This is a genomic window from Falsiroseomonas sp. HW251 (assembly GCF_050563545.1).
Classification (GTDB): Bacteria; Pseudomonadota; Alphaproteobacteria; order Acetobacterales; family Acetobacteraceae; genus Falsiroseomonas.
Genome location: NZ_JBNXUM010000012.1, coordinates 1 through 17,598, shown reverse-complemented (window position 1 = coordinate 17,598; position 17,598 = coordinate 1). Strand labels below are relative to the sequence as shown.

At 69.3% G+C, this 17,598-nt stretch carries 18 protein-coding genes; 16 read left to right on the top strand and 2 right to left on the bottom strand.

Features of this window, described 5'->3' with window-relative positions; translation table 11 throughout:
* The first annotated feature begins 75 nt into the window (after positions 1 to 75).
* From ACLF3M_RS15695 to ACLF3M_RS15655, 9 genes are all read left to right on the top strand, one after another.
* Entirely contained in the window at positions 76 to 1,167 is a 1,092-nt protein-coding gene (locus ACLF3M_RS15695; RefSeq protein ID WP_430657888.1) for a hypothetical protein, read from the top strand.
* 457 nt (positions 1,168 to 1,624) lie between these two features.
* Positions 1,625 to 3,700, top strand: coding sequence for a type VI secretion system Vgr family protein (locus tag ACLF3M_RS15690; protein WP_430657887.1), 2,076 nt, complete (start codon positions 1,625 to 1,627; stop codon positions 3,698 to 3,700).
* Entirely contained in the window at positions 3,663 to 4,115 is a 453-nt protein-coding gene (locus tag ACLF3M_RS15685) for a DUF6484 domain-containing protein (protein ID WP_430657886.1), read from the top strand. The genes ACLF3M_RS15690 and ACLF3M_RS15685 overlap by 38 nt, the downstream gene beginning before the upstream one ends.
* Before the next feature lie 6 nt (positions 4,116 to 4,121).
* Entirely contained in the window at positions 4,122 to 5,228 is a 1,107-nt protein-coding gene (locus ACLF3M_RS15680) for a DUF2169 family type VI secretion system accessory protein (RefSeq protein ID WP_430657885.1), read from the top strand.
* Positions 5,225 to 6,325 (top strand): hypothetical protein, encoded by a 1,101-nt coding sequence (locus ACLF3M_RS15675; RefSeq protein ID WP_430657884.1) that lies wholly within the window; start codon positions 5,225 to 5,227, stop codon positions 6,323 to 6,325. Before ACLF3M_RS15680 ends, ACLF3M_RS15675 begins: the two co-directional genes overlap by 4 nt.
* The gene (locus ACLF3M_RS15670) at positions 6,325 to 7,569 is read left to right on the top strand and encodes a PAAR-like domain-containing protein (protein WP_430657883.1); all 1,245 of its coding nucleotides are present in this window, start codon (positions 6,325 to 6,327) and stop codon (positions 7,567 to 7,569) included. Before ACLF3M_RS15675 ends, ACLF3M_RS15670 begins: the two co-directional genes overlap by 1 nt.
* A gap of 9 nt (positions 7,570 to 7,578) precedes the next feature.
* Positions 7,579 to 8,487 carry a hypothetical protein gene (locus ACLF3M_RS15665; RefSeq protein WP_430657882.1) on the top strand — a complete coding sequence of 303 codons (909 nt, stop codon included), beginning with the start codon at positions 7,579 to 7,581 and terminating at the stop codon, positions 8,485 to 8,487.
* Between the two features lie 67 nt (positions 8,488 to 8,554).
* Positions 8,555 to 9,799, top strand: a complete 1,245-nt coding sequence (locus tag ACLF3M_RS15660) for a TIGR02270 family protein (RefSeq protein ID WP_430657881.1) — start codon at positions 8,555 to 8,557, stop codon at positions 9,797 to 9,799.
* 147 nt (positions 9,800 to 9,946) lie between these two features.
* Complete coding sequence (locus ACLF3M_RS15655; protein ID WP_430657880.1) at positions 9,947 to 10,183, top strand: hypothetical protein; 237 nt, start codon at positions 9,947 to 9,949, stop codon at positions 10,181 to 10,183.
* Positions 10,184 to 10,189: 6 nt separating this feature from the next.
* Here the strand turns inward: ACLF3M_RS15655 and ACLF3M_RS15650 are convergent, their stop codons facing one another.
* On the bottom strand, positions 10,190 to 10,384 hold the full coding sequence (locus ACLF3M_RS15650) for an FCD domain-containing protein (protein ID WP_430658058.1): 195 nt from the start codon (positions 10,382 to 10,384) through the stop codon (positions 10,190 to 10,192).
* 32 nt (positions 10,385 to 10,416) lie between these two features.
* Between ACLF3M_RS15650 and ACLF3M_RS15645 the strand changes: the two genes are divergently transcribed.
* The 3 genes from ACLF3M_RS15645 to ACLF3M_RS15635 are packed head-to-tail and all read left to right on the top strand — an operon-like array spanning position 10,417 to position 12,798.
* On the top strand, positions 10,417 to 10,839 hold the full coding sequence (locus tag ACLF3M_RS15645) for a carbohydrate ABC transporter permease (protein ID WP_430657879.1): 423 nt from the start codon (positions 10,417 to 10,419) through the stop codon (positions 10,837 to 10,839).
* Positions 10,836 to 11,696 (top strand): carbohydrate ABC transporter permease, encoded by an 861-nt coding sequence (locus ACLF3M_RS15640; RefSeq protein ID WP_430657878.1) that lies wholly within the window; start codon positions 10,836 to 10,838, stop codon positions 11,694 to 11,696. Before ACLF3M_RS15645 ends, ACLF3M_RS15640 begins: the two co-directional genes overlap by 4 nt.
* 19 nt (positions 11,697 to 11,715) lie before the next feature.
* Positions 11,716 to 12,798: an ABC transporter ATP-binding protein gene (locus tag ACLF3M_RS15635; RefSeq protein WP_430658057.1), complete on the top strand. Its 1,083-nt coding sequence runs from the start codon at positions 11,716 to 11,718 to the stop codon at positions 12,796 to 12,798.
* Between the two features lie 162 nt (positions 12,799 to 12,960).
* Here the strand turns inward: ACLF3M_RS15635 and ACLF3M_RS15630 are convergent, their stop codons facing one another.
* Positions 12,961 to 13,422 carry a MarR family winged helix-turn-helix transcriptional regulator gene (locus ACLF3M_RS15630; RefSeq protein ID WP_430657877.1) on the bottom strand — a complete coding sequence of 154 codons (462 nt, stop codon included), beginning with the start codon at positions 13,420 to 13,422 and terminating at the stop codon, positions 12,961 to 12,963.
* Positions 13,423 to 13,707: 285 nt separating this feature from the next.
* Between ACLF3M_RS15630 and ACLF3M_RS15625 the strand changes: the two genes are divergently transcribed.
* From ACLF3M_RS15625 to ACLF3M_RS15610, 4 genes are read left to right on the top strand one after another with little or no spacing between them, the layout of a single operon-like run.
* Positions 13,708 to 14,226, top strand: a complete 519-nt coding sequence (locus ACLF3M_RS15625; protein ID WP_430657876.1) for an aldehyde dehydrogenase family protein — start codon at positions 13,708 to 13,710, stop codon at positions 14,224 to 14,226.
* Between the two features lie 31 nt (positions 14,227 to 14,257).
* The gene (locus ACLF3M_RS15620) at positions 14,258 to 15,226 is read left to right on the top strand and encodes a Bug family tripartite tricarboxylate transporter substrate binding protein (protein WP_430657875.1); all 969 of its coding nucleotides are present in this window, start codon (positions 14,258 to 14,260) and stop codon (positions 15,224 to 15,226) included.
* Positions 15,227 to 15,231: 5 nt separating this feature from the next.
* Positions 15,232 to 16,446 carry a 3-hydroxybenzoate 6-monooxygenase gene (locus ACLF3M_RS15615; protein WP_430657874.1) on the top strand — a complete coding sequence of 405 codons (1,215 nt, stop codon included), beginning with the start codon at positions 15,232 to 15,234 and terminating at the stop codon, positions 16,444 to 16,446.
* Complete coding sequence (locus ACLF3M_RS15610) at positions 16,443 to 17,498, top strand: cupin domain-containing protein (protein ID WP_430657873.1); 1,056 nt, start codon at positions 16,443 to 16,445, stop codon at positions 17,496 to 17,498. Before ACLF3M_RS15615 ends, ACLF3M_RS15610 begins: the two co-directional genes overlap by 4 nt.
* Positions 17,499 to 17,598: the final 100 nt, after the last annotated feature.

Sequence of the window (17,598 nt, the reverse complement as noted above, 5' to 3'; positions counted from 1 at the left end):
GCGGGTATCCCACCTCTCTGCGTGACCGCAGCGGAAGACGTCTGAATGCCAAGCTGGGTCGAGCAGGCGCTGGGCATGTTCCTCGTCCTGCTCGTGCTCGCCGACGTTTTCCTGACTGTCCTCTATGCGCGTGCAGGCACCGGGATCTTCAGCACTCGCCTGGCGCGCGCGATCTGGGCCGCGTTCCATGCCGCGACGGGATCGCCGGCACCGCGGGGCAGCGCCGCTCTCGCCTTCTGCGGTCCCGCGATCCTGGTGTTACTGGTCGCGGCCTGGGCGCTTGCGCTCACCCTGGGCGCGGCGCTCGTCATGCACCCGCTTCTCGGCACCGCCATCACCGCGCAGAGCGGCGAGACGCCGACTGACTTCGTGGCGGCGATGTATGCGGGCGGCAGCAGCATGGCCATCGTCGGCTCCAGCGACTTCACACCCCGGACGAGCGGGGCGCGGATCCTCTATCTCTTCAACTCGCTGGTCGGCATGTCCGTGGTGTCGCTCACCCTGACCTACATCATGCAGGTCTACACCGCGCTGCAGCGGCGAAACGCGCTCGGCTTGAAGCTGCATCTTCTCAGCGGCGAAACCGGCGACGCGGCCGAACTCGTGGCCCGCCTCGGGCCGCGCGGCCAATTCAACGGCGGCTACTCCGACCTGGCGGAGGTCGGCTCCGGCATGGCCGAGGCCAATGAGGCGCACCACTTCTACCCCGTGCTGTTCTATTTCCGCTTTCACCAGCCCTATTATTCCGTTTCCCGGTCGGCGCTCTTGGCGCTGGATGCCGTGACGCTGATGCGGAGTGCGCTGGACGACCAACGCCATGGCTGGCTGAAGGAGTCGGCGGCGATCGAGCAGCTCTGGCGAGCCTCCCTCGTCCTGGTCACGACGCTGGAGGAAACCTTCCCACTCGGCGACATGCGCGAGGAGGTGCGGTTGTCGGCCGAGGAAGCGCGCGACCGGTGGCGTCGGCGCTACCGGTCCGGCGCGCAGCGCCTGCGCCAGGCGGCTATCGAGGTGACGACGGATGAGAAGGCGGGGGCAGAAGCGTATGTCGCGCTACGCAGCCGCTGGGATCCCCTGATAGCGAGGCTTGCGCCGGCGATGGCTTACCGCATGAACGAGATTGATCCGGCCGGCGGTCACCCGTCCAGCAGGCCGGCGCGAACCTAGACACCGTGGCCCCCGTATGTCGAGCTCATCGGGCCGCGTCGTGCTCAGCGCGTCGGGGTCGCCGAATGCCGCCGGCAAAAGCGCCTGTGTGCCGTTGAAAAAGCGGGCGCGCGGCGCGCCGCCGTCATCGAACATGCCGCGCCTCCGATGCGCGCTCCGGAGTAGCCGAGGTCATTGGCGAGGCTGACGAAGCAATGCCGTAGGACATGCGGCGTCACGTCCCGCGGCGGCTTCCCCGCCTTGGCGATGCGCTTAAGCCGGTCATCGTCGCCTTCCCGCGAGAGGGTGCGACGACCAGCGCATCCGCCTCGCCCGGTCCCGGTGCCCGCAACACACCCTTGCTGCGACCCGGGCCCCGGCGCCGACCCCCTCTCACAACCTTGGCGTCGCACTTGAAAACTCGGCAATATTCCTGAGACGGTAGCCGGCGGTCGCCGCGCATGAGGAACTGCTCGAGATGGTGGCCTATACGCAGGACGGTCGGATCGCCGCGATCGAGACCGAACTCGGCAAGGACGTGCTTCTCCTGACTAGCCTTCGTGGCGCGGAGGCCATTTCCGTGCCCTTCGCCTTCGAGGCAGAGGTGGTCTCCGCACGGACCGACCTTGATCCCGAGACCATGGTCGGCATGAAGGTGCTGATCCGCATCGGCCACGACCTCGAGGCGCGGCGCTTGCTGCACGGCATCGTGGAATCCTTCTCGATCGGCGATGCCGCCACGGCCGGCCTCTGCAACTACCACCTCTACATCGTTCCCTGGCTCCAACTGCTGTCCCACAGCGCGGATTGCCGCATTTTCCAGGACAAGACGGTGCCCGACATCATTCGCGCCGTCTTCCACGACCATGGGTTCGAGGATTTCACCCTGCGCCTGCACGACAGCTACCCCAAGCGCGAATACTGCGTTCAGTACCGCGAATCGACGCTGGCGTTCGTTTCCCGCCTCATGGAGGAGGAGGGGCTGTTTTACTACTTTGAGCACGAGGAGCAGTTGCACCGCCTTGTCATCTCGGACGCCAATATCGCGTTCAAGAAGCTGGCCTCGCCCGACATCAACTGCTTCCCCGGGATGGACCGCAAGGAGAACGCCGTCTGGGGCTGGCGGCAGGACTATTCGATGCGGACCGGCAAGCGCACGCTGCGCGACTTCAACTTCGAGGCGCCAGGGACCGAGCTCGAGACCGAGGAGGCGACGGCGCTGTCCGGCATCAAGCCGGCGCAGAAGGCCGAGATCTACGACTACCCCGGACAGTTCATGGACCTTTCTCGCGGAAAGGCACTGGTGACGCTGACCATGGAAGCGGAGGAGACCGGCTTCCACCGCGTTGCCGGTCACTCCGCGCTGCCGAGCCTAGTCCCTGGCTTCAGGCTGAAGGTGGCGAGTCACCCCATGCAGTCGGAGATCGGGAAGGAATACGTGCTGCGGCGCGTGAACCACAGCGTCACCGTCGGAAGCTATGCAAGTGGCGGCGGCGAGGATTCCTACGACAACGAGTTCGAGTGCTTCAGCGCCTCGGTGGCGTTCCGTGCGCCGCGCAAGACGCCGCGCCCGATCGTATACGGCCCGCAGACCGCCATCGTGGTCGGCCCGGCCGGCGAGGAGATCTTCACGGACAAGTACGGCCGCATCAAGCTGCAGTTCCACTGGGACCGGCTGGGCAAGAAGGACGACAAGAGCTCCTGCTGGGTGCGCGTCAGCCAATCCTGGGCCGGCAAGGGCTATGGCTTCATCCAGATCCCGCGCATCGGCCAGGAAGTCGTGGTGGACTTCATCGAGGGCGACCCCGACCGGCCGCTGGTGACCGGCCGCGTCTACAACGCCGACCAGATGCCGCCCCACGGCCTTCCCGCCGGTATGGTCAAATCGGGCTTCAAGAGCAATTCGACGAAGGGCGGCGGCGGGTCGAACGAACTCACGCTCGACGACACCAAGGGCAAGGAACAGATCTATCTTCACGCGCAGTACGACCTGGACGGCGTCATCGAGCACAACGAGACGCGCCACGTGAAGAACAACCGCGACACCACCATCGACGCCAACGAGACGCAAATGGTGGGCGGGAACGAGACACAGACTGTCCAAAAGAACCAGACCATCACGATCGTCGGCAACCGCACCGAGACGGTGAACGAGAGCGAGACGGTCACGGTGGCGAAGCTGCGCACGACCCTGATCGGGATCAACGATGCGCTGACCGTAGGGGCAGCGCGGGAGCATTCCGTCGGCGCTGCGGAGACGGTCACCGTCGGGGCGTCGCGCAGCGTCAATGTCGGCAGCAGCCAGTCCGTCTCGGTCGGCCGCGATCAGTCGGTTTCCGTCGGAGGCAACCAGACGACAAGCGTGGCCAAGGACGAGACCCACAAGGTTGGCAAGAAGCTGACGATCGAGGCCGGCGACCAGATCGTCTTGAAGACGGGATCGGCGACGATCACAATGAAGAAGAACGGTGACATCATCATCCAGGGCAAGCAGATCACCATCAAAGGATCCGGCGATGTCGTCATTAAGGGGCAGAAAATCCTCGAGAACTGAATCCGTTGCGACGGCAGGCAAGGAAGTTGCCCTCGGTCGGGTCTGCGGCCTCGACGAGGCTGGCGGCCTGCTCGTGGACTACGAAGGCAATCCCGCCGGCGCACCACTGCCGGCGCTGTCCACCACAACGTACGACGCCGGGGCGGCCGGCCGCGAGGTCGCGCTGATCTTCATCGACGGCGATCCCTTGCGCCCGCTCGCCCTCGGGCTCGTGCGGCCGGGCGCACGGCCGGCGCCGACCGCGGCCGAACCGGAGGAACTCGTGCTGACGGCGAAGCGCGACGTCACGCTGCGTTGCGGCCGCGCGAGCATCACCCTGACCCGCGCGGGAAAGGTGCTGGTCCGCGGCACCTACCTCTCGCTGCGCTCCTCCGGCATGCAGCGCATCACTGGCGCGTCCGTGCAGATCAACTGACGCGCCGTGCGCCTGGTCAACGCCTCCGGCATGACGGCGGGCTACACGCTCGGGCGCGACAAGGACGGGCGCGAGCGCGTGGTCGTCGTGGTGAAGGGCACCTTCGCCCTGCCGGCGCGAAGCGGCGCCACGCCGCAGCTTGCCGCGGCGCAGCTGCCGCTGATCGATGCCGACCTCTTTTCCGGGGAGCCTGGCCGCTCGGCCACCCTGGTCGAAAGCGACTGGGCGCCGATGAAGCCGCGCTGCGACGTGCTGCTGAACGGCTCGGCCTATGCGCCAGGCGGCCGCGCCGTGCCGCGCGTCGTGGTCGGCCTGCAGGTCGGCGCGATGCGGAAGGCCTTCGTCGTGCACGGGCCGCGAAGCTGGGACGCGTCGGGCGGCCGGATCCGCCCGGGCGAGGCGGCTGCGTTCGAGCGCCAGCCCATCTCCTACGACATCGCCTTCGGCGGCACCGACAACCGGGCGAGCGACCCGGCCCATCACGCCGCCTATGCCGACAATCCCGTCGGGCGCGGCTGGTTCCACATCCTGCAACTGCTCGACGGCGTGCCGATGTCGCAGACCGACGAGGCGAACGACCCCGTCCAGCGCCCGGACGGCCGCTACCGCCCGATGGCCTTCGGGCCGATCGGACGCGGCGTGCCGGCGCGCCTGCGCCATGCCGGCACCTACGACCAGCACTGGCAGGACAACGTCTTTCCCTTCCTGCCCGATGACTTCGACCCGCTGTATTTCCAGTCCGCGCCGGAGGACCAGCGAATCGACTTCCCGCGCGGCGGCGAGCAGGTCGTGATGGTCAACCTTACCCCCGACGGGCGCCGCGAGTTCCCGCTGCCCGCGCGCGACATCCCCATCATCTTCATTCGCCGCCGCGGCGCACGCGTGGAGATGCGTGGCACGCCCGACACCATCCTGTTCGAGCCCGATGCCGGCGGCTTCACCATGTCCTGGCGCGCGAGCCTGCCGCTGATCCGCGACATCTTCGAGCTGGAGCAGATCGTCGTCGGCCACATGTCGCCGGGCTGGTGGCGGGCGATGGAGACGGGCAAGACCTACTACCCCTCGGTCGGCCAGGCGGTTCGGCAGCGCCCCCGCGAGGAGGCGGAGGCTTGACGGCCGCTCCATCGCTGTCGGTGCTCGCTTCGGGGCTGGTCTGCGGCGTCGGCCTGACGGCGGCGGAAAGCTGCACGGCGATTCGCTGCAACATCAACAACTTCCAGGAGACCCGCTTCATCGGGCGCGGCGGCGACTGGATCGTGGGCAGCGAGGTCACGCTCGAGGAGCCATGGCGCGGGCTGGCGAAGCTCGCCCGGATGGCCGCGCGCGCGGTCACCGAATGCCTGGCTGCCACCGCCCCCCTCCCGCCGGATCGGGTTCCCGTCCTGCTCGCCGTGGCTGAGCCGGAGCGCCCCGGCCGCCCGGAAGGGCTCGACCGGCTGATCTTCGAACTGATGGAGCAGGTGCTCGGCCACAAGCTCCACCCGCATTCCCGCATCCTGCCGCAGGGCCGCATCGGCGGCGCGGTCGCGCTGCTCGGTGCAAGGCGCATGCTGGTCGAGGGATCGCATCCCCGGATCGTGGTGGCGGGCGTCGACAGCCTGCTGAGCGGTCCCGCGCTGATGGCGTGGCAGGACGCGGACCGGCTGCTGACCCGCGACAATTCCAACGGCTTCATCCCTGGCGAGGCGGCCGGCGCTGTCCTGCTCGCCCCGCACACCGAGGACGCTGCGGCCGACCTGCTGATCCGGGGTTTCGGGTTCGCGAAGGAACCCGCACCGCTCGGCAGCGGAAAGCCGCTGCGGGCGGAGGGGCTGGTGCAGGCGATCCGCGCCGCGCTGGCCGAGGCCGACCTGCCCCTGCATGCCTGCGACGCGCGAATCACCGACGCAAGCGGCGAGCAGTACCGCTTCAAGGAGGCCGCGCTGGCGCTCACCCGGCTGCTGCGCGAGCGCAAGCCACGCTTCGATCTCTGGCACCTCGCCGACTGCACCGGGGAGGTCGGCGCGGCGACCGTGCCGGCGATGCTCGCCTACCTGCTCGCGGGCGCGCGCGGGGACTATCTTCCGGGCCCGGCCCTCCTCGGCCATCTCGGCGACGATGGCGAGCGCCGGGCGGCCTTCATCGCGCAGGCCATGGTGCCGCAGGCGTTGGCGCTGGAAGCGCAGGCGCAGTCGCGCTTCGAGGCCAAGCGCCGGGGGATGGTGGCCTGATGGCGAACCAGGTCTATGCGAACGGCCGGGAGGTCGCCTGCAAGGCCGCCGCGGGCAAGGCCGTTGCCGCCTTCCCCGATGTCTGCATGACCCCGCCGGAGAACCCCGCGACGCCTCCTGGCGTGCCCGTGCCATACCCCAATACCGGGATGGCGAGCGATACGACGGAGGGCAGCACCACGGTCCAGATCAGCGGCAAGGAAGTGCTGCTTAAGGACAAGTCCTACTTCAAGAAGAGTTCGGGCGACGAAGCCGGCTCGGCCGCGAAGAAGGGCGTGGTCACCAGCGTCAATCGCGGCAAGGTCTACTTCACGGCCTGGTCGATGGACGTGAAGATCGAAGGGTTGAACGTCGTCCGTCACCTCGACATGACGACGCACAATCATGCCTCCATGCCGTCCAACACCGGGCCCTGGCCCTATCTCGACGAGATGGCGGTGGATGACGTCCAGGCCTGCAAGGACGACATCGAAAAGGAAAAGAAGGCGTGCGAGGGCATCGAGGATCCCTGCGCCCTCCTCGGCAAGTCCAAGCCCAAGCAGGAGAAACGGGGCGCAGAGGCCGCGTCGCTCGCCGACAAGTCGGCAGCCGACGACTGTCTGGCTGCCCGGCGCTGCTTTCTGCAGCCGTACAAGCCGAAGGTGTCCACGACGCAGAGCCCCTGCTGTCATCCGCAGACACCGCATCACCTGATCGAGGCGTCAGCGCTCTTTGAGACAGGTCGTGGCAAGGCCGGCGACAAGCCCCTCAAGGGTGTGAACACCGGCTCCGTAGCATACAACGATGGCGACGCCCCCTGCGTCTGCGCCGAGGGTACCTTCCAGCGCAACGGCACGCACGGACTAATACACACGATCCAGAGCGCGGAGGCTGCCAAGCTGCCGATGGGCAACCTGGCACTGCAGGGTGGCGGGCACACGGCCGAGGCATTCCACAAGACGACGTACAAGGACGCCCGGAAGAACTCCGCCGCGGCGATGAAGAAGGTATTTCCGGAGTCGGGTTGCAGCGAGGCCTGCCTGGAGAAGCAACTCGACAACTACCACAAGCAATGCGGTCTGGACGACAACACCGAGATAAAGGCGGTGACCGAAGGAGACCACGCCGCGGAAGACGTAGCCTACGCCGAGCAGGAGGTGCGGCGTCGAACGGGTGAGGTGCTGAAGGACCGCTGGGACAACATGGACCCGTCCGATTACGCTGAGGCGCTTTCAGGCTTCCGGCCGCCAGGCCCATTTGGGTAGGATCGGACGATGCCGCAGAAGTTCAGTCCCATCGCCAATTTCGTCGCCGGGATGCCGCGAGCGCCAGCCTTCGGCTATCTCGTCTTCGCGCTGGACGACCTGAGCGAGCGCCAGATCCCGCACTCGGTACTGGCATTCTGGGTCAAGGGAAAGTTTGGCGAAGCAGGGCAGACCGGCTGGCACACCGCTGGCATCGCCGTGCTGACGCAGCCGCGTGAATGCGCGGTTGCGGTTGGCGGCGGTGGACAGTCCGTCGCCTTTGGCCCACCCAACTACAAGGTGGATGAGAGGATCGGCGCGCCTGGCGACGGACCGGCAAATCGCGGCCCGCTCCGTGGTGTGCGGACGATCGCCGACCGCGTCTACGCAGTCGGCATGGACCGGCAGGCCTACATCCGTGTCGGAGAGCGTGACTGGCGCCCCATGCAGCAGGGCTTGACCGGCACGCCGCCGGGCCAGACTAGCGGCTTCGAGGCGGTGGACGGCTATTCCGCCGAGGAGATCTACGCGGTCGGCTGGGACGGCGAGATCTGGCAATGGGACGGATCAAGCTGGACCCGCCAGGAGTCGCCGACCAACCTCATCCTGACCGACGTGTGCTGCGCGGGCGACGGACAGGTCTATGCCTGCGGCCGTCAGGGCCTGTTGCTGCGCGGCCGCGGTCCCACCTGGACCATCGTCGAGCAGGACGTGATCGACGAGGACATCTGGAGCCTCGCCTGGTTCGGCGAGGCGCTCTACCTCGCGACCTTCGAGGCGGTTTACGTCATGCGCGGCGACACCATCGAAATGGTGGATTTCGGCGAAGGCAAGGCGCTCTCCACCTATCGCCTCGGCGTGGGCCCGGCATCGCTTTGGTCGGTGGGCGCCAAGGACGTCATGTCCTTCGACGGGACGTCGTGGACACGCATAGACTAACGGGTTGCCCGATGGTGCAGCCAGGCCAGCGCCGGCCGACAGCCGTGACGCAAACCGCATATCTTCCATGACCACCACCCTCGAGCCCGTCACCGAGACGCTCCTCGACAACGTCGCCTCCCTTTGGGTGCAGCGCCGCGCCATGGTCGCTGCCCCCCATGTCCGCCTCGCCGACCTCGTCAGGCTCGACGAGCGGCTCGAGGCCTCGCTCGAGGCCGGGCTTGCCCGCGGCCTTCCCTTCGCCCGGCGCGTCGCGCAGGACCAGGTCGACCAGCCCGAACTCGCCTTCGCGGCCTGCTGGCTCGCCGTGGTGCATGGCCGCCCCTCCTATCTCGGCTCGATCGCCGCCGACGATCCGGCCTCGGCCATCGCCGCCCTCGCCTTCGCTCACCCAGACCCCGCGCGCCGCGCGATCGGCGCACTCCACGTCTCGGGCGAAGCCGTGCTCCGCGCCGTCGCCATCGCCGCGCTCGGCGCGCGGCGCGCCGACCCGGGGGAGGCACTGGACCGCGCGCTCGCCGATCCCGCTGTGCCGGTGCGCGCATCGGCCTCCCGCGTCGCGGGCCAACTCGGCCGGGTCGACCTGCGACCGCGCGTCATCGCCGCGATGGCGGAGGACGATCCCGAATGCCGCTTCCAGGCCGCCTGGGCCGCGGCGCGCCTCGGCGCGAGCGAGCCGCTCGGCGTGCTGGCCACGATCGCCCGCGCCGAAGGCCCGCGCGCCGACGCCGCGCTCGCGATGCTGCTCCGCCGCCTGCCGCTGGCCGAGGCCAATGCCTGGTTGGCCGAATTCGCACGCCGCCTGCCCGCGCGCCGCCGCAGCCTGATCCGCGCCGCCGGCGTCGTCGGCGACCCCCGCTACATCCCCTGGCTTCTCGATCGCATGCAGGCGCCGGAGGAGGCGCGGCTGGCCGGCGAGGCGCTCTGCCTGATCACCGGCCTCGACCTCGCCTATCTCGATCTCGACGGCGACCGGCCCGAGGGCTTCCAGTCCGGCCCGAACGACGACCCCGAGGACGAGAACGTCGCCCTCGACGAGGATGGCGACCTGCCCTGGCCCGATGCGCGGAAGCTCCCCGACTGGTGGGGGCGGCACCAGGGCCACTTTCCCGCCGGCACCGCCTTCTTCCTCGGCCGGCCGAAGGAGCACGCCGATTGGCTCGGCGCGCTCAGCGACGCGTTCCAGCGCCAGCGCCTGGCCGCCGCGATCGAGCTCGCGCTGCGCCGCCCCTCCGCCGCCCTGTTCGAGGCCCGAGCGCGCGGCCGCGCGCAACGCCAGCAACTCGCCGGGGCGGCCGGGCGGAAGGGCTGATGCCCCCAGCCGCTCAGCACGTCTCGAGCACCGCAGATGCTTGCATGTCTGTGCGAAAGCCGTCCCGCACAACCCGAGGTGCCCCCTCTCCGTGTCCTGCCATCGTGGCAGACAACGCCGCGTCGGCGCATATCGTGGCGTGCGGGTGTGGCGGCGGAGCATGGCTTCCGGTCCTCGCATCCTGACACCGGCGCGCTGGAGCACATCCTCGACGTGGAGGCGGACCGCCGGGAGACGCCGACCTGCCCCTGCTTCGGCGGCCCGCACCTCGCCGACCTCTACGTCACGTCCATCGGCGAGAACCGGGCAGGACCCTGCGGCGGCCTCTTCGTCGTCAGGAACCTCGGGGTGCGTGGATTGCCGGAGCCCCGCTTCGCGGGCTGACCGCGCCTATCTGCGCGCCGCGCCCTGCCGCTGCGATCCCTGGATCGTCTCGACGAGGTGCTGCCCGGCGCGGAGCACGTGCTCCATCACGCGCTTCGCCGCGAGTTCCTCGTCGCCCGCGCGGACGGCGGCGATGATGCCCCAATGCTCCCGGCTGATGGCCTGGCAGCGGGCGCGGGACCTCGGGAAGCGGTCGGCCAGGGCACCGATGAGGTTCGTATAACACCGGGACGGTGCTGGCCGCCCTCATCGCGGTGAACGTCTGGAAGGAGTTCCCCTTCGCGATGATCATGATGCTGGCCGGCCTGCAGACGGTGCCGGACCAGCTCCACCGCGCCGCGATGGTGGACGGCGCCGGGCCGTGGCAGCGCTTCTGGCACGTCACTGTCCCGCACCTCAGGAGCGTCACGGTCGTGACGGTGCTGCTGCTGCTCGTCGCCAACCTCAACAGCTTCACGATCCCCTTCATCATGACCGGTGGCGGTCCCGCCGGTGCGTCCGAGATCTGGATCACGCATATCTACCAGATCGCCTTCGGCCGCATCCGCTTCGGCTTGGCTTCGGCCTATTCGGTCATCCTGTTCATGGTCATGATGACGCTGGGCTGGTTCTACGTGCGCGCGCTCACCGGCCAGCGGGAGCGCGGGCAGGGATGATCCGGACGGGCCAGCGCCGATGGGACGGCTGGCGCCTGGGAGGGCGCGTGCTGCTCGCCTTCCTGCTGGTGGCGACGCTGATGCCGATGGCGTGGATGCTCAGCACGTCGGTGAAGTCGCAGTTCGCCGCGACGCAGTACCCGCCGGAATGGTGGCCGCGGAACCCCACCCTGCAGGAATACACGGCGCTGCTGTCGCCGGAGAGCGCGGTCGGCCGGGAATTCCTCCGCTACATGGCCAACAGCCTCTGGGTGTCCAGCGCGACCACCTTGCTCGGCGTGGCGGTCGCCGTGCCCGCCGCCTATGCCTTCTCCCGCTTCCGCTTCCCCGGCCGCAACGCGCTCTTCTTCGCCGTGCTGGTGCGCAACATGTTCCCGACCGTCGTGTTCCTCATGCCGCTCTTCATCATGATGCGCTGGCTCGGCCTGGTGGACACGCACTGGTCCCTGATCCTCACCTACCTGACCTTCGGCCTGCCGCTGTCGATCTGGCTGCTCAAGGGCTTCTACGACAACATCCCCGTCCAGCTCGAACAGGCCGCGCGCATCGACGGCGCGACGCGGTTCCAGGCCTTCCTGCTGATCGTCATGCCGCTCTCCTCGCCCGGCATCATCGCGACCGCGATCTATTCCTTCATCCTGGCGTGGAACGAGTACGTCTATGCCCTGACCTTCCTGAACGACAAGACCGCGCTGACGCTTCCGGTGGGCCTGCAGCGTTTCTTCAGCGAGCACGCGACGAACTGGCCCGGCCTGATGGCCGCGACCTTCATCATGAGCATCCCGGTCATCGTTCTCTTCCTCGTCCTGCAGAAGTACTTCGTGCGCGCCCTCACCGAAGGCGCGGTGAAATCGTGAGGGCAGCGCCTTGGCCGAGGTGAGACTCCGCAACATCGTCAAGAGCTACGGCGCGCATCTTGCCGTGGACGACCTCAGCCTCACGGTCGCGGATGGCGAGTTCGTCGCGCTCGTCGGCCCGTCGGGCTGCGGCAAGACGACGACGCTCAACCTCGTCGCGGGCCTGATGGAGCTGACATCGGGCGAGATGTGGATCGGCGACCGGCAGGTGAATGACCTCGATCCCAAGGATCGCGACATCGCCATGGTCTTCCAGAACTACGCGCTCTATCCCAACAAGACGGTCAGGATGAACCTCGCCTTCCCGCTGCAGATGCGGCGCATGCCCCGGCCGGAGATCGAGCGGCGGATCGCCGAGGCGGCGCGCGTGCTCGACATCGGGCATCTGCTCGAACGCCGTCCGCGCGAGCTCTCCGGCGGGCAGCAGCAGCGCGTGGCCCTTGGCCGTGCCCTCGTCCGGAACCCCAGCGTCTTCCTGATGGACGAGCCGCTGTCGAACCTCGATGCCAAGCTGCGGGTGCAGATGCGGGCCGAGCTGAAGCGCTTCCATCAGGATCTCAAGGCCACGATCATCTACGTCACGCACGACCAGCTCGAGGCGGTGACGATGGCGGACCGCATGGCGGTGATGAATGGCGGCAGGCTGCAGCAATACGATGCGCCCGACCGCATCTTCGCCGCGCCGGTCAACACCTTCGTCGCGGGCTTCGTCGCCAGTCCCGCGATGAACCTCGTCCCGGCCGAGGTCGCGGAGAACGGCGCCGTGCTCACCGGTGCGGCGGGCTGGCGGCTTCCGCTGCGGGACGCCGACGCGGACCGGGCACGGCGCGCCCCGTCACGCGATGTCGTGCTCGGCGTGCGGCACAGTGCGATCACGCTCCACGACGGCCCAGGGGAAGGACGCCTGCCGGGCCGCATCTACACCGTCGAGCCGACCGGCGACGTCACGTTCGTCCATGTTCAGGTCGGCGACGCCACGCTGGTCGCCAGCACGCCGCCGGGGCGTCGCCTGCAGCCCGACGAAGCGATCTGGCTGGAGCTCGACGGGACGCGGCTGCACCTGTTCGAGAGCGCCGGCGGCCGGGCCCTGCCGGGGGTCTGAAGGCCATGGCCGCCGCGCGTGGCGCGACGTTCAGCACGCCGCGACGGCGCAGCTGCGCCTGGTCCGGCCTTGCCTGTCCTGTGGTCCGTTCCTCCGCGCTCAGCCGCCGGCCTGGGCTGCCAGTTGGGCGAACGCAGCGCCGTGGGAGGCGGCGCTCCCCTTCTAATCCTCGGCGCCGGCGAGCATGGGGGCGCGTGAGAGCGTGTTGTTCATCTGCACGATGCGCTCGAGCGAGCGCATGAAGCGCGCCCGCTCCGCGGGCGGCAGCGGCCCGAGGATGCGCTGCTGCGCGCGCTCGACGCCCGGCGCCATCGCCTTCAAGCGCGCCGCGGCCTCCTCCGTCACGCGCAGCAGCTTGACGCGGCGGTCGTTGCCGGCGCCGCGGCGCACAATCAGCCCCTTGCGCTCCAGGATGTCCAGCACACGGCCGAGCGTCGAGCGGTCGAAGGCGATCAGCGCCGAGAGCCTGGTCGCGTCGACATCCGGGTTCTCGCGGATGGCGACCAGCGCCGCGAACTGCACGGGCGTGACGTCGAAGCCCGCGGTCTCCTCCATGAAGACCGCGACGGCGATCTGCTGGGCGCGCCGGATGAGGTGGCCAGGCCGCGCATAGATCTCGTCCATCGACACCCGAGTCGGTCTCCCCAAGAGCGGCCCTGCCCGGAACATCATCCGCCGTAGCGGGAGGTCAACCCTGGATGGCTGCCGAGACCACCGGCCTGCCCAGGAACGCCGGGATCGCGCTGCGGTGTTCCGGCCCTGATTGACAGCATGCTGACGGTCGGTGTACTGAGCATCTGACCCAGGGAGGACGCCCATGCCCGACACCCGTGTCGCGAGCCCTGTGCTTCGGCTGATCGCCTTCCCCGACATGGACCCGACAAGGTTGCGGCCGGCGTCGTGGCGGGAATGAACGTCACCTGGAAGGGGCAATCCTGCGGCTCCACCAGCCGCGCCTTCCTGCATGAGAGCATCCACGACGCCGTGCTGGCGTGCGTGAAGGAACGCTGCGAGGCTCTGAAGCCCGGGTTGCCCACTGGCATGGCGACCGATGTCGGCGCAATCGTCAGCAAGGCGCAGCATGATCGCATCCTGCGCTACACCGACGCCGCAAGGCGGAAGACGCGCGCCTGGTCTGCGGCGGCAAGAGCCCCAGGGATCCCCGCCGACGAGGCGGCGATGCTGCGCCAGGTGGATGCGGTGGAATACGGCCTCACCTGCTCGATCTGGACCCGCGACCTGGCCGCGGCCCATCGTATTACGGCCGCTGTCGACGCCGGCTACATCTGGGTGAACAGCACGTCGCGGCATTTCCTCGGCGCGCCTTTCGGCGGCTACAAGCAGTCCGGCATCGGGCGCGAGGAAGGGATCGAGGAGCTGATCGCCTACACCCAGGAGAAGAACATCCACATCACGCTCGAGCCGTGAGGTGCGCGGCCGGGCTCAGGGAGGACGCGCAATGAAGCGCAGGTCATTGGTCGCCGCGGCGGGCGCGGCGCTGCTCGGACGGGACGCCGTGGCGCAGGGGAGCACGCGTCCGGTCCGACTAATCGTGCCGGGGGCGCCGGGTGGCGCGATCGACGTGCTCGGGCGCCTCTACGGCCAGCGCCTTGGCGTGCGGCTCTCCCAGACCTGGGTGATCGAGAACCGCGCTGGCGGGAACAACACGATCGGCGCGGCGGAGGTCGCGCGCAGCGCGCCGGACGGCACGACCTTCCTGACCAATGCCGATATCCATCTCATGGCCAAGCGCGTGGTGCGCAACCTGCCCTACGACCCCATCACGGATTTCACGCCTGTCGGCCGCATGGCGACCGCCCCGCTGCTGATCGTCGGCCAGCCCGAGGCTTCGCGCGCGCAGACCCTGCAGCAACTCGCCGAGGCGATGCGCAGGGAACCCGGCCGCTATGCCTTTGCGACGTCCGGCGGCGGCTCGATGGCGCATCTGGCGGCGGAGGGCGTGAAGCGCCGCTTCGGCGCGCCGGATGTCCTGGTCGCCAACTACCGCGGCACCGCGCCGGCGCTGAACGACGTCGTGGCCGGCAGCGTCGCCCTGATGGTCGCGCCGCTGCTCTCGGCGCAGCCGCTGGTGCAGGCCGGGCGGCTGCGCGCCTTCGCCGTGACCTCGGCGACGCGCAGCGCCGCCGCGCCGGACGTGCCGACGGTGGACGAGGCCGGCTTCCCCGGCCTCCACTTCACGCTGTGGTATGCGCTATGGGGCCCGAGGGGCCTGCCCGCGCCGCTGGCCGACAGCATCGCCGCCAACATCCGCGCCATCGGCCAGGAGACGGAGATCGCGCAGCGCCTGGCCGGCATGGGCGTCGATCCCTTCACCGAGGATACGCCCGCCACCTTCGCGGCCTTCCTGGCGGAGGAGAACCTGCGCAACGGCCGCATCGCGGACGAAGCGGGTATCGAGCCGGAGTGACGAGCATGCGTCCCATCATCGTGGCCGGCGGCGGCATCGGCGGGCTCGCCACCGCGCTCGGCCTGGCCAACAGCGGCTTCGACGTCCAGGTGCTGGAAAAGGCGCCCGTCCTCGGCGAGGTCGGCGCCGGGATCCAGCTCGGCCCCAACGCCTTCCACGCCTTCGACGCGCTCGGCATCGGCGACACCGCGCGCGCCATGGCGGTCTATGTGGACCGGCTGCGCCTGATGGACGCGCTGAGCGCCGAGGAGATCTGCCACATCGACCTCGGCGACCGCTTCCGCGCGCGCTTCGGCAACCCCTATGCCGTGATCCATCGCGGCGACCTGCACGGCGTGTTCCTGAAGGCCTGCCGCGCGCATCCCCGCGTCGCGCTGCGCACCAGCGCGGAGGTCGTGCGTTACGAGCAGGACGGCAGCGGCGTCACCGCCTTCCTGCCGGACGGCGAAGCCGTGCAGGGCACCGCTCTGATCGGAGCCGACGGGCTCTGGTCGAACATCCGCAAGCAGGTGGTGGGCGACGGCGCCCCGCGCGTTTCCGGCCACACCACCTATCGCAGCGTGATCCCGACCGAGCAGATGCCCGAGGACCTCCGCTGGAATGCGGCGACGCTCTGGGCCGGGCCGAAGTGCCACATCGTCCACTACCCCCTGCAGGGCTGGAAGACCTTCAACCTTGTCGTCACCTACCACAACGACGCGCCGGAGCCCGCGGCGGGCAAGCCCGCCTCCGAGGAGGAGGTGATGAAGGGCTTCCGCCACGTGCACCCCAAGGCGCAATCCATCATCCGGCACGGCCGCGACTGGAAGCTCTGGGTGCTCTGCGACCGCGAACCCGTCGAGGGCTGGGTGGACGGGCGCGTCGCGCTGCTCGGCGATGCCGCGCATCCCATGCTGCAATACATGGCGCAGGGCGCCTGCATGGCGATGGAGGACGGCGTCTGCCTCGCCCACATGATGGAGCGGCACGACGGCGCGATCGAGGCGGCGCTCGGCGCCTACAACGCAGCCCGCATGCTGCGCACCGCGCGCGTGCAGCTGCAGTCCCGCGCCATGGGCGAGCATGTCTATCACCCCGCCGGCGCGCATGCCGCGCTGCGCAACGCCGTGATGGCCGCGAAGTCGCAGGACGAATGGTACGACACGCTGGCCTGGCTCTATGGCGGCACGGGGCTCGAAGGCGCCGCCGCCGCCCCCGCGCGAGAGAGGAGGATCGCATGACCGACGCCCCGGCCCTCGGCACGCTCGAGGAACTGCCCGCGGATTACCGCGCCGCGATGGAAGCGCGGAACCTGGTGCCGCTCTGGCCCAGCATGCGCGCCTTCCTGCCGCATGGCGCGCCGCGCCCGCAGACGCGTCCGACGCTCTGGCGCTACGCCGATGTGCGGCCGCTGCTGCTGCGCGCGGGCGAGCTGACGCCGATCGAGAAGGCGGAGCGCCGCGTGCTGGTCTTCTCCAATCCCGGTCACGGCCTGGACGGGCTGCACTGCACCGGCACGATCTATGTCGGCATGCAGCTCATCCTACCCGGCGAGAACGCGCCGAGCCACCGCCACACGCCGGCCGCCGTGCGGCTGGTGGTCGAGGGCGAGGGCGGCTTCACCATCGTCAACGGCGAACGCCTGCCGATGGAGCGCGGGGACCTGATCCTCACCCCCGCGCTGCAATGGCACGAGCACATCCACGCCGGCACCGGCCCGGTCGTCTGGATGGACGCGCTCGACCTGCCGCTGCTGGTCGGCATCGAGGCGTCCTATGCGCTGGAAGGCCAGAAGCAGACGACGCGCAACGCGCCGGATGCGTCGGCTACGCGGTACCGCCGCGCGGGTCTCGTTCCGTACTCGAGCCTCGGAGCGCGGCCCGGCCCGTACCCGCTGCTGCGCTGGCCCTGGGGCGAGGTCCGCGCCGCGCTGGAGGCCCTGGCCTCCGACACCGATGCGGGCACGCCCGTGCATCTCGGCTATGTCAGCCCGGAGACCGGGGAGGAGTGCCTGCCGACGCTCGGCTTCTCCGCACTGATGCTGCGGCCTGGCGAGCAGGTGACGCTGCCGCGCGACAGCGCCTCCGCGGTCTTCCACGTCGTCAGCGGATCACTGCAGGCCGATGTCGCCGGCACGACCCTGGACGCGGAGGACGCGGATGTGATCGCCGCGCCCGTGCACGCCCGCGTCACGCTCGCGAACCGCTCCGCGACGAATCCTGCCTTCCTGTTCCGTGTGGACGACGCGCCGCTGCAGCGCAAGATCGGCATCTACGAGAGGTTCGCGGCATGAGCGGCGACGCCCTGGTCTTTCCCGCACCGGCTTGGCCGACGCTGCCGCTCGACGACGGGCGACAGGTTCCGGTCGGCCGCATCGTTTGCGTCGGCCGCAA

Excerpts from the sequence above, each read along its gene's own strand:
- ACLF3M_RS15615 (WP_430657874.1), top strand. The coding sequence starts at position 15,232 with ATGCGTCCCATCATCGTGGCCGGCGGCGGCATCGGCGGGCTCGCCACC.
- ACLF3M_RS15695 (WP_430657888.1), top strand. The coding sequence starts at position 76 with ATGTTCCTCGTCCTGCTCGTGCTCGCCGACGTTTTCCTGACTGTCCTC.
- ACLF3M_RS15610 (WP_430657873.1), top strand. The coding sequence starts at position 16,443 with ATGACCGACGCCCCGGCCCTCGGCACGCTCGAGGAACTGCCCGCGGAT.
- ACLF3M_RS15630 (WP_430657877.1), bottom strand. The coding sequence starts at position 13,422 with ATGGACGAGATCTATGCGCGGCCTGGCCACCTCATCCGGCGCGCCCAG.
- ACLF3M_RS15640 (WP_430657878.1), top strand. The coding sequence starts at position 10,836 with ATGATCCGGACGGGCCAGCGCCGATGGGACGGCTGGCGCCTGGGAGGG.
- ACLF3M_RS15690 (WP_430657887.1), top strand. The coding sequence starts at position 1,625 with ATGGTGGCCTATACGCAGGACGGTCGGATCGCCGCGATCGAGACCGAA.
- ACLF3M_RS15670 (WP_430657883.1), top strand. The coding sequence starts at position 6,325 with ATGGCGAACCAGGTCTATGCGAACGGCCGGGAGGTCGCCTGCAAGGCC.
- ACLF3M_RS15665 (WP_430657882.1), top strand. The coding sequence starts at position 7,579 with ATGCCGCAGAAGTTCAGTCCCATCGCCAATTTCGTCGCCGGGATGCCG.
- ACLF3M_RS15685 (WP_430657886.1), top strand. The coding sequence starts at position 3,663 with ATGTCGTCATTAAGGGGCAGAAAATCCTCGAGAACTGAATCCGTTGCG.
- ACLF3M_RS15660 (WP_430657881.1), top strand. The coding sequence starts at position 8,555 with ATGACCACCACCCTCGAGCCCGTCACCGAGACGCTCCTCGACAACGTC.
- ACLF3M_RS15625 (WP_430657876.1), top strand. The coding sequence starts at position 13,708 with ATGAACGTCACCTGGAAGGGGCAATCCTGCGGCTCCACCAGCCGCGCC.
- ACLF3M_RS15620 (WP_430657875.1), top strand. The coding sequence starts at position 14,258 with ATGAAGCGCAGGTCATTGGTCGCCGCGGCGGGCGCGGCGCTGCTCGGA.